Source organism: Chryseobacterium elymi, assembly GCF_003385495.1.
Classification (GTDB): domain Bacteria; phylum Bacteroidota; class Bacteroidia; order Flavobacteriales; family Weeksellaceae; genus Chryseobacterium; species Chryseobacterium elymi.
The window spans coordinates 1-1933 of the sequence record NZ_QNUH01000057.1 but is presented as its reverse complement, the minus strand read 5'-3'; the positions used below and the strand labels follow the sequence as shown (position 1 = coordinate 1933).

The window sequence follows — 1933 nt, the reverse complement described above, 5'->3', positions numbered from 1 at the left end:
GGTAATGTTTCCGTTGAGATCATACGCCAGAGATTCTGTATTTTCTTTGCTGTAAGGGTTGTTTGGATTCTGGTAATATCCCGCTGTAAGCCTGTTGAGATTATCATAGGCATAGCCATATCTTTTTGGGGTAGAAGATGGATTAACACCTAATGTTTCTACGGCCCGCCAATCTACTTCGGCAATATTTCCGTTGTATCTGGCTTTTACATTCTTTCCTCCAAACTGTGCAGGATCTGGATATGACTGTTTCTAATAAAGATTGAAAAATATGCTTACGAACGCTTTATAAGGTATATAAAACAAAAAAACTCGCAAAAAGCGAGTTTTTATTTGTTTATCAGCTCAAAGTCACAGATTTTGCGCAGCGGGGCTATGACGATGACGAGTCATCTTCTCCGCCAACGGATCCACAACTCCCCATCTTCCAATATCACTCATATACATCCTCGCTCCATAATCATACTGTCCCGTTTCCTGCTGTAATTCTTTACCATTATATTAATATTTATAAGCTTTTACTTCTCCTTTTCTATAAATATAGATGCTATCTTTTCCTCTATTCTTTACTATGCTATCATCTTTTTTAAAACGACTATATTGATACATATTAAATTTCAATTTCTTTTTATTTTTTAAAATCAAAATGGTCACTCCGTGATTAGAATAATCTCTATAAATACTGTCAATAATGCCTGAAAAAGATATATTTAAATTCTTTTCTTTCATTCTTTCAGGTTCTTTTCTTCGATAATCTTTATAAAAGAAATATCCAATTATAACCATACAAAAAGCTACTGCTCCAAATATTTTAAATCCTAAATCTCTATTTCCCACTTTCTCTAATTCTTTTACTCGGGTTGATATATGTTGTTCCGGCTTGCGCACTACCTCCAAAAGAAAGTTTAGGTCTTTTCAAAAAATTCCAAATTCCAGAAGAAACACTCGCTCCACCCATTGATACATTTCCATTTCCTTCTTTTCTTGTTTCTCCATAATTTCCAGAAATTGGACCAACTCCTCCTGAAATATTCCAATAATTACCTCCTAAATTTGCAGTGGTCAAAGGTCCATATCCATCTTGAGATGTATACTCATTATAAGCTCCACCACCACCTACATTCAATCCCGCAGATTTATAGAGATTTAAATAAACTGAACTGTCATAATTACCACTAAAGTATCCAAGTTCAAATCCTGCTCCTGCACCAACTGTAAGTTCTCCACCTACGCCTACAGTAAAAGGCTTGTCTAAAACTTGTACACCCCAGTTTCTGCTGGATTCTATATTGGTGAAAAATTGTCCTCTCATACTTTCAGGACCATCAGAGGCGTGATATTCAAAACTATCTGCATCTCCTGAAGACATATTTAACCAATCACCATCGCTATAAAGTGCAACTTTACCTATCGTTTCATCGTCATAAGTCACCTCAAACTTACCTTCCTTTCCTAAATATTTCCCTTCTACTAAACCTTGGTCTTTCAGAGTATTAAACTGTTTCTCTGAAGTCAGTGAAGCATCATAAGTAAATGTTTTTTTATTACTGTCCCAAAACCAGCTTGTTCCTTGTCTTCCATCCGGATCAATAAACCTAATAGGATTATTAAATGCATAATTATAAGGACTATGTCTGGTCATCTTCTCCGCCAGTGGATCAACAACTCCCCATCTACCGATATCCGGCATATAGAATCTCGCTCCATAATCATACTGTCCCGTTTCCTGCTGTAATTCTTTACCATTATATTGATATTTATACGCAGGGTTTCCCGACAAAGCATTATACCCTTCATGCTTTAACCCAAATGGATAATAATTGTTTTCTTCAATAACTTCTGCGCTGCTGCCATTGTTGAAATAACTCAAACGTACATTTCCCAAATGATCTGTATAATTGTAAATATACTTATTATTTTCAAAATTAAAATA

At 35.2% G+C, this 1933-nt stretch carries 2 protein-coding genes and 1 pseudogene; all 3 read right to left on the bottom strand.

Annotation, left to right across the window (positions count from 1 at the left end; genetic code table 11):
- Positions 1 to 381: 381 nt before the first annotated feature.
- Positions 382 to 501, bottom strand: a pseudogene (locus DRF60_RS21920) (RHS repeat-associated core domain-containing protein); the annotation flags it as partial.
- Positions 502 to 837 carry a hypothetical protein gene (locus DRF60_RS21460; protein WP_202974469.1) on the bottom strand — a complete coding sequence of 112 codons (336 nt, stop codon included), beginning with the start codon at positions 835 to 837 and terminating at the stop codon, positions 502 to 504.
- Positions 827 to 1933, bottom strand: a 1107-nt coding sequence (locus tag DRF60_RS21685) for an RHS repeat-associated core domain-containing protein (protein ID WP_238640274.1), incomplete at its 5' end; no start/stop codon positions are given. The genes DRF60_RS21460 and DRF60_RS21685, both read right to left, overlap by 11 nt.